The following is an 8,786-nucleotide window of genomic DNA, read 5'->3' on the forward strand; positions in this document are numbered from 1 at the left end:
TCAGGAAATATTTGTAGATTTGCTATCTGATTAAGTTAGACGGCAAGATGAGTTCACGTTTCTCTCTATACATAGTATGTGTAATGATCTTGACTTCCTTTTTTGCGTGCACCGACATGGTGCCTACAAAAGAGGTGAGCCTGATTGATTCGCTGAATGGACGGGCCTACGCATTCCGTTACCGTGACCTCGATTCGTCGTACAAGTATGCCGCTGTGGCGTACCGGGAAGTGAATTTCTACAATTCGGGCAAAGCCGAAGCTGCCAATAACCTGGCTTTCTGCGCTTTCATGAATATGGACTTCGAACGTGCCGAATCTTTGCACAAAGAGGTCTACAAATACACCAAGAACGAGCTGGAGCTGCTCATAGCCGATGTGGGGCTGATGAAGATCTATCAGCGGACAGCCATGAACAAGGAGTACTACGACTATCGCAACAGTGCCCTGCGCCGTATGAAGCGCATTCGCGAGGAGAGCGATCTGTTTGCCGACCGGCACGACCGCTTGCGTCTCAACTACGCTTTCACCGAGTTCTTCATCGTCTCTTCTGTCTATTATTATTATTTGCAGCAACGTCCCGAAGCTGTGGACGCCTTGGAGTCTATCTCCGAAGAAGAGCAACTGGCGGACACCAATCAGCTGCTTTACTACCATTATATTAAAGGGTCGGCATCGCTTACAGACGCTCCCACACCCGAGGACAGAAAGTTGCGTGAGTTCGATGAGCTTTACCTCACCTGGCGATTGGCGGTACAGAGCGATTATCCCTATTTTGAGGGCAACGGCCTGCAAGGCATGGCCAACCTGATGGCATCACCAACAAGCTTCAATTTCTTCCTGGAAAGACGTGGACATATCCTGAATCGGTTGGGTTATCCGGTCGACTCGCTTCTTCCGCTCCGTCTGGCGCAGAAGTCGTTGGAGAAATTCCGTGTTTACAACGATCTCTACCAGATAGCAGGGGCGTACGTTTCAATCGGCAAATACCTGAATGCCCACGAGCGTTATTCGGAAGCGTTGGATACGTTGTCGAAGGCACTCGACTGCGTTAACGAGCATCATATATTGTATTATCATCACGAAGCGGATACACTCGATAAGCTGAGTCCGTTTATGGCGGGCGATACGCTTTACACAGGCGTCCCCTGGATGATCAAAGAGCAGGTCAAGACGGTTCCCGAATGGATTTCTCGCATACGTGAGCAGCTGAGTGTGTCCTACGCCGGGCTGGGGATGAAGCGTGCATCGGACTACAACCGGAACATTTACCTCGATATCTTGAATTATACGCGACAGGATAAGGAATTGGAGAGCCGATACCTTTCACTGGAGGCGGGTTCGCGGCAAATGTCGATCGTGCTGTTTGTCGTCATCGCGGGGTTGATCTTACTCATCGCGCTCTGGGGATGGTTCAACAACCGGTCGAAGATACGCAACCGGGCGGATGTGGAACGATTGCAGCAGATCTTATCGCTATGCAGTGACATTACGTCGTCTATCCCAATGGATGTGCCGCTCATCCAACAGGGCATCGATCAACTCTTCGGCAAGGGGAAGATGCATTTGGAGGTTGACGAGGATGGTAAAGCCAGCATGGTGGCCTCTTCCCGACTCAAACGGGACGAAAGGGCGTTGGTACATTTATTGGAACCTTACATCGAATGGGCAACTGACAACGAGCAGATGGTGGCTTCGCTAAGTGACGAACGGAGTCAGCTGGAGAAGCAACGGTATGTGTTTGAACAACATATAGCCGGAAATAAACGACAGAATATCATCAAAAAGGCGTGTATGGCGATTGTAAACGGTATCAATCCGTACATCGACCGCATCCTGAACGAGGTGCACAAACTCACTGAGAAGGGGTACATACGCGATGAGAATATAAAAAAGGAGAAGTACCAGTACATCGACGAATTGGTGACTACCATCAATGAGTACAACGACATCCTGGCTCTCTGGATCAAGATGAAACAGGGATCGCTGAGCCTGAATATCGAAACGTTCCGCCTCAATGAGCTTTTCGAACTCTTGGGCAAAGGACGCCGCACGTTCGAAATGAAGAGTCAGCAGTTGCATATCGAACCGACCTCGGCAACGATCAAGGCGGACCGAGCGTTGACGCTCTTCATGATCAATACCCTGGCGGAGAATGCCCGTAAATACACGCCCGAAGGGGGAACGGTACGGGTGTATGCTCGCACAGAGGAGTCTTACGTCGAAGTATCGGTGGAGGACAACGGACCGGGAATTTCGGCGGAAGATGTGGCACGCATCATCGGTGAGAAGATTTACGATTCGCGTGACATCGGTATGAAGGAGGCTGCCGACCCGGAAACACTGAAACAGAATAAGGGTAGCGGCTTTGGACTGATGAACTGCAAGGGAATCATTGAGAAATACCGCAAAACAAACGAGCTCTTCCGGGTGTGTGAATTCAACGTGGAAAGCGAACCGGGTAAGGGGAGCCGTTTCTTCTTCCGCCTGCCACCGGGGTACGAAAGACGATTGGCGTATGGCTCTGCCTGCTTCTACCGCTGGCTTTCACGGCGTGTTCGCAGGATATGGAACTCCCGAAACCGATTGCCCGGAATGCTTCGGTACACACGGACTCGACCTACGATGTGTTGCTGGACAAGGCGTCGGACTATGCCAATGCTGCCTATTACGCCAATGTGGACGAGAATTATGAGTTGGCACTGGTCTACATCGATTCGGCGATGATGACGCTCAACAAACATTACCTGAAATACTCGAAAATAAAACATCCGCAAACCATGAAGATGGTAGGCGAGGGGACTCCGGCGGAAGTTATCTGGTGGGTCGAACTCTTTGATACGGATTATCACGTGATTCTTGATATCCGAAACGAAGCGGCTGTCGCTTTTCTAGCTTTGAAGAAGCTGGACGAATACAGCTACAACAACGGGGCTTTTACGGATCTGTATAAGTTGCAGGGCGAGGATCAGACACTCGAAGGGTATTGCAGGCTACTGGAACGTTCAACAACCAACAAAACGGTGGGAATCATTCTCTGTGCCTTGCTGGTGATGGCTTACCTTATCGGCTATTATTTGCTTTATATAAGGAAGCGGCAGCAAAATCGTTCGAATCTGGAACAGGTACTCGAAATAAATCAGAAGGTGTTCGCGGCTTCGCTCTCACGCCCGCAAGAGGAAGCGGAAGCGCTTCAACGGGAGGAGGATACACTGCGTGAGATACCGTTGCGCCTGGTGAATGAGGCGTTTCGCTCGGTAAACGAGGTGTTGGCAATCGACCGGATCGGCATTGCTGTCTACAACGAGGCGGCGCATCGCTTGGAATATGCTTCGAATCCGTCGCAGGAATCGATGCCGGAGATGGTGCAGGATTGCTTCGATGAAAAAGAATATTGTGGCAACGGCCGCTTTCAGTATATGCCTTTGACTGTGGAGGTTGCCGGCGAGGACCGTTGCGTGGGCGTGCTTACCTTGGAAAGGGTGGAGGGCACGGAGCAGGAAACGGACCGCTTGTTGCTCGAGTTGGTGGCTCGGTATGTAGCCATCGTGGTGTTCAATGCGGTGGTGAAGTTGGCCACGCAGTACCGGGACATCGAATCGGCGCATGAGGAAGCACGACGGGCTTCGTGGGAGGATAGTATGCTGCATGTACAGAATATGGTGTTGGACAACTGTTTGTCGACCATCAAGCATGAGACGATCTATTATCCGAATAAGATCAAACAGATTGTGGGCAGGCTCAACTCGTTACAGCTTTCCGAAAAGGAGGAGTGGGAGTCGGTACAAGCGATTACGGAGCTGATTGAATATTACCGGGGTATCTTTACGATCCTGAGCTCGTGCGCTTCCCGACAGTTGGAGGAGGTAACGTTCCGGCGTACGGTGATTCCGGTGCAGGAGCTGTTTGCTTCGACTGAGAAGTATTTCCGGAAGCTGGCGAAAAACAGGCCGGAGGTTGTCACACTGGAACTTGAACCGGTCGACGAAAGGGTGATTGGGGATGTCAATTTATTGCGCTTCCTGCTGGAGAACCTGATCGACGAGGCGTTGGCTTATCCGGAGGGAGGGGAAATTCGCCTGCAAGCGCTTGTAGATGATGGCTACATACGCTTTCTGTTTATCGACAGGCGGCGTGAGAAGAGCGTGAAGGAGCTGAATCAGCTGTTCTACCCGAACTTGGCTCGCATGACGTCGGGCACAAAGGGGGATCTCTGTGGCACGGAATACTTGGTTTGCAAGCAGATTATCCGCGATCATGACGAGTTTGCCGGACGACGCGGCTGCCGGATCAATGCCGAACCGGCTGAAGGGGGTGGCTTTATGGTCTACTTTACGGTTCCCCGCAGATAGAGATGATACACAAAAAATAGTATAAAGAAATAGGAAATGGAAGAAGAGAAATTTAAAGTAATCATTGTAGAAGATGTGAAGCTGGAGCTGAAAGGGACGGAGGAGATCTTCCGCCATGAGATTCCAAACGCGGAGGTCATCGGTACGGCCATGACCGAGAATGAGTTCTGGCCATTGATGGAGCAAGAGGTTCCCGATCTGGTGCTTCTGGACTTGGGCTTGGGCGGATCGACAACGATTGGCGTGGATATCTGCCGCAATATCTTCAAGCGTTACAAAGGGGTACGGGTGCTGATCTTTACCGGAGAAATCCTTAACGAGAAGTTATGGGTGGATGTGCTCAATGCCGGAGCCGACGGAATCATCCTGAAGACGGGTGAGCTGCTGACCAAAACGGATGTACAGGCTGTGATGGACGGTAAGCGGTTGGTATTCAACTATCCGATTCTGGAAAAGATCGTCGATCGGTTTAAGAAATCGGTGGTGAATGATGCCAAACGACAGGAGGCGGTGATCAATTATGATATTGATGAGTATGACGAGCGTTTCCTTCGCCACCTGGCTTTGGGTTATACCAAGGACATGATTGCGGGTCTGAAAGGGATGCCGTTCGGGGTTAAATCGCTCGAAAAACGGCAGAACGATCTCATAGGCAGACTCTTCCCGAACGGGGAACGGGTGGGGGTAAACGCTACTCGCCTGGCGGTACGTGCGTTGGAACTTCGTATTCTCGACCTGGACAACCTGGAGGCTGATGAAGAATAAATGGCTCATGCCGCATCCGGCAACGATGTTTATGCTGCTGACAATGGCGGTGGTCTTTCTCTCGTGGATATTCGATATCTACGGGCTAAAGGTTACGCTGCCACAGACAGGGGAGGACATTCGTGTGCAAAGTCTGTTGAGTCCGGAGGGAATCCGGTGGTGGCTGCGTAATGCCATCAAGAATTTCACGGGTTTTGCTCCGCTGGGGATGGTTATTGTAGCTATGTTCGGCTTGGGGGTTGCGCAACACTCGGGTTTTATCGATGTGTGTATTCGCATCGGAGTGGGCAACCGACAAGAGAAAAAGAAAATTATTTTACTGGTAATCATACTCGGTCTGTTGTCGAATGTGATTGGCGATGGTGGTTATATCATTCTGCTTCCCATAGCGGCCATGCTCTTCCAGTGGGTGGGGCTGAATCCGTTGGCGGGTATTGTGACGGCGTATGTTTCGGTTGCCTGTGGGTACAGTGCCAACGTGATACTGAGTACGGTAGACCCGCTGTTGGCGCATACCACGCAGGAGGCGGCGTTGACGTTGCCGAGTTATCAGGGAAATACGGAACCGCTGTGTAACTACTTCTTTATGAGTGCTTCCACGGTGGTGGTAGCCGCTGTTATATACTGGGTAACCATGCGGTATCTGCTTCCTACCATGGGAAAATATGAAGGGGATATCAAAGTGGAAGCATACCGTCCGTTATCGCGTAAGGAGCGGAGGGCGTTGGTTATCTCAATCATTGTGGCCTGTGCGTATGTTGCCTTGATTCTGTGGCTGACTTTTTCTTCCTACGGCATACTGCGTGGCGTAAACGGTGGTTTGATGCACTCGCCTTTTATTGCGGGAATTTTATTCCTTCTCTCTTTGGGAGCGGGAATCACGGGTATGGCTTACGGATTTAGCTCGGGACGTTACCGCACCGATAATGATGTGATCGAAGGGCTTGCGCAACCAATGAAACTGCTTGGTGTGTATTTTGTGATCGCTTTCTTTGCCGCGCAAATGTTTGCCTGCTTTGAATATTCGCATCTCGACAAGTGTTTGGCTATCATGGGGGCGGAATTGCTCTCTTCTTTCGAGCCTAGCCCGCTCATGGCGTTGGTATTGTTTATCTTGTTTACAGCAACTATCGACTTAATCATCGTTTCGGCAACGGCGAAGTGGTCTTTCATGGCTTTCATCTTTGTGCCGATGTTTATCCAGATGGGGGTATCTCCGGATGTGACTCAATGTGCTTTCCGAATTGGCGATAGCGCAAGTAATGCGATTACGCCTTTCTTATTCTATATGCCTTTGGTGCTGACGTATATGCGGCAGTATGACCGACAGCTTACGTATGCTTCGTTGTTGAAGTACACGTGGCGTTATTCGCTCAGCATTCTGGCAGCATGGACGCTATTCTTTGTCGTTTGGTATCTGTTGAAGTTACCGATGGGGATGTAATTTGAAATATGGTTAATATATAACTCATTGTCGTAAAAAGACGACGAGCCGTATCTTGAATAGATTCGAGGTATTGCTCGATCATTTTCCTCGCTTCACCTTGCCGGCCACGAGGGAGCAACCTTCGGGAAGGTGTACAGGACAGCGACTCAAATGCGATCGAAACTCGAATCTGAGCGACAGGGTGTCTGATTCAAGCGAATCGGACTAAATAAGTTTTAGTTAATGGTAAATGGTAGGACTGTTAATAGCGCTAACGGGATAGGATGTGAACTGTGCCGGACTCGAACCGGCGACCCCCGCCCTGTCAAGGCGATGCTCTAAACCAACTGAGCTAACAATTCGGAAGTGCAAACATACGGAAATTCTGTGATACTCGCTATCTTTTGAGTAAAAAAGCTATGTCCGCGGCGAATAATAGATGATGCAAACGCCTAATATAGCTATCAAAGCACCAATTATATCATATTTCGTTGGCGTATATTTGTCGAAGATAAATGCCCATACGAGAGAGAGGGCGATGAAGAAGCCTCCGTATGTTGCATATACTTTCGCAAAGTTGGCGGTTTGTAGCGTTGCCACAAGGCCGTATAGGACGAGTACGCCACCTCCCAATAGGCCATACCACAGAGGTTTTCCTCCTTTAACAGATAGCCAAACCAGGTATCCGCCGCCTATTTCGCAAATCCCGGCGAGGATAAATATTAGGATGGTTTTTACAATAGAGATCATCTTAATTCTTTATTAGTGGGCTGCAAATATAGGTAAAAAGACGATTAACAAGGGTGGTAGTAAGAAGAAAATAACCTCGAATTTCCAGTTTTTTGCAGTAAAAAAGATGCAGTAAACCGGGCTGGCTACTGCCATGGAAGTCTGAGAGAACAATAGATCTGATGGTGTAGATATGTAAGGAGAGAAATGCGAAACAATAAAACGGTTCGTTTGTTTTATAGAAATATCAATTAAACGATTATATCGCATGAAGAAACTTATTCTATTTTGTTTGCTAGCAGGGGCTTTAGCTGCTTGTAAACCAGGCCCTAAAAGTTCGGAGAACGCACAGGAATCTACTCCTGCTGCACAAGGTTCAACCATTGAAGCGGATACGCATAATGCCCGTAACTCACTCGATTACTATGGGGTGTATGAGGGGGTTACGCCTTGTGCCGACTGTGAAGGCATCAAAGTGACTGTATATCTGAAAAAAGATGAGACTTATACCCTTAAAAACGTTTACCTCAAGGGTGGTAAGGAATTGAACCCGAGTGAGTATTCCGGGAAATTTACCTGGGATGATAAAGGCTCGGTTGTTACGTTGGAAGGGGTGAAAGACGCGCCTTCGCACTTCTTTGTAGCCGAGGGGTATCTGATCATTGTTGACGCTGAGGGCAAGCAAATTGATTCTAGCTTAGCGGAGCATTACAAACTGAAGCAGACTGGAGTTTATTAACTCAAATTGAATGGGGGAGAGATCGACTCTTTCAGGCTGATTTCTCCCCTAATAGTTTAGCGGTATAAAACGGTAATTTCGGTGCAAGAATATAGCTTTTTCCATCGGTAATGGTTTCTGATAACGGATCAAAAACGATTGATAAAAACACTGAACACTCCGTGTCGATTAAGAGAAATCGTTGACTGTCTCCGCAGTAGACATAAAAAACGTTAAAAGATAATATCTGTTGCTATTTCGTACTCGAGAAAATAATATCTTTGATCAGTATAATTACTTGTATCTCTTAATAATATGTATATGAAAAGTATAATCTACATCTTGGTCGCAGTGCTGATTGTTATAAACATTGTCTTTATGTTTATCGATTACAAAGTTACATTTATACTGAATTTAGTCATACTGTGTTTGGTTGTTGCACAAGTCAGATTCTCTAAACCTCGCACTTCTTCGGGCGATAAGCTACCTGAATAGCCTTTACGGAACCTTGAAATAGCCAAGGAATGTAGTTACACATCTACTTCCACATTCCTTTTCGAACCACTTCGAGCAACTTTTCGTGGGGTAACTGTGTATTTATTCCTCATAATCTGTGTAATATCCACAGTCGTTCCACACAATAAACTCCTTAAATAAAAACGTAACACACTTATAATTAGTTATTTATATTATCTTGCCTCACTCTGGCATAATCCTTGTTTTATGTGTACTAGAAATTGTTTCTAAGTATTCATCTAAAAAATAAAGATTATGAAAACTCTATTTGTAGCATTAGT

Annotated in this window: 4 protein-coding genes, 1 tRNA gene and 1 pseudogene; 4 read left to right on the plus strand and 2 right to left on the minus strand. The window is 48.0% G+C overall.

Annotated elements, in window-relative coordinates; translation table 11 throughout:
• Window positions 1-47: 47 nt before the first annotated feature.
• From JCM10512_RS06955 to JCM10512_RS06965, 3 genes and pseudogenes are all read left to right on the plus strand, one after another.
• Window positions 48-4,351, plus strand: a pseudogene (locus tag JCM10512_RS06955) (DUF5113 domain-containing protein).
• A gap of 36 nt (window positions 4,352-4,387) precedes the next feature.
• Window positions 4,388-5,116 carry a DUF5932 domain-containing protein gene (locus tag JCM10512_RS06960; RefSeq protein ID WP_044161670.1) on the plus strand — a complete coding sequence of 243 codons (729 nt, stop codon included), beginning with the start codon at window positions 4,388-4,390 and terminating at the stop codon, window positions 5,114-5,116.
• The gene (locus JCM10512_RS06965; protein WP_044161672.1) at window positions 5,106-6,560 is read left to right on the plus strand and encodes an AbgT family transporter; all 1,455 of its coding nucleotides are present in this window, start codon (window positions 5,106-5,108) and stop codon (window positions 6,558-6,560) included. The genes JCM10512_RS06960 and JCM10512_RS06965 overlap by 11 nt, the downstream gene beginning before the upstream one ends.
• 269 nt (window positions 6,561-6,829) lie before the next feature.
• Here the strand turns inward: JCM10512_RS06965 and JCM10512_RS06970 are convergent.
• Window positions 6,830-6,904: transfer RNA gene (locus JCM10512_RS06970), tRNA-Val, on the minus strand.
• A gap of 55 nt (window positions 6,905-6,959) precedes the next feature.
• Window positions 6,960-7,292 (minus strand): YnfA family protein, encoded by a 333-nt coding sequence (locus JCM10512_RS06975; protein WP_221240122.1) that lies wholly within the window; start codon window positions 7,290-7,292, stop codon window positions 6,960-6,962.
• Window positions 7,293-7,539: 247 nt separating this feature from the next.
• Between JCM10512_RS06975 and JCM10512_RS06980 the strand changes: the two genes are divergently transcribed.
• Window positions 7,540-8,010, plus strand: coding sequence for a copper resistance protein NlpE (locus tag JCM10512_RS06980; protein WP_044161673.1), 471 nt, complete (start codon window positions 7,540-7,542; stop codon window positions 8,008-8,010).
• Window positions 8,011-8,786: the final 776 nt, after the last annotated feature.

It is taken from the genome of Bacteroides reticulotermitis JCM 10512 (genome assembly GCF_000517545.1).
Taxonomy (GTDB): Bacteria; Bacteroidota; Bacteroidia; order Bacteroidales; family Bacteroidaceae; genus Bacteroides; species Bacteroides reticulotermitis.

What these genes read in the sequence shown, in the direction of transcription:
- JCM10512_RS06960 (WP_044161670.1), top strand. Translation starts at nt 4,388, where the DNA reads ATGGAAGAAGAGAAATTTAAAGTAATCATTGTAGAAGATGTGAAGCTG.
- JCM10512_RS06965 (WP_044161672.1), top strand. Translation starts at nt 5,106, where the DNA reads ATGAAGAATAAATGGCTCATGCCGCATCCGGCAACGATGTTTATGCTG.
- JCM10512_RS06975 (WP_221240122.1), bottom strand. Translation starts at nt 7,292, where the DNA reads ATGATCTCTATTGTAAAAACCATCCTAATATTTATCCTCGCCGGGATT.
- JCM10512_RS06980 (WP_044161673.1), top strand. Translation starts at nt 7,540, where the DNA reads ATGAAGAAACTTATTCTATTTTGTTTGCTAGCAGGGGCTTTAGCTGCT.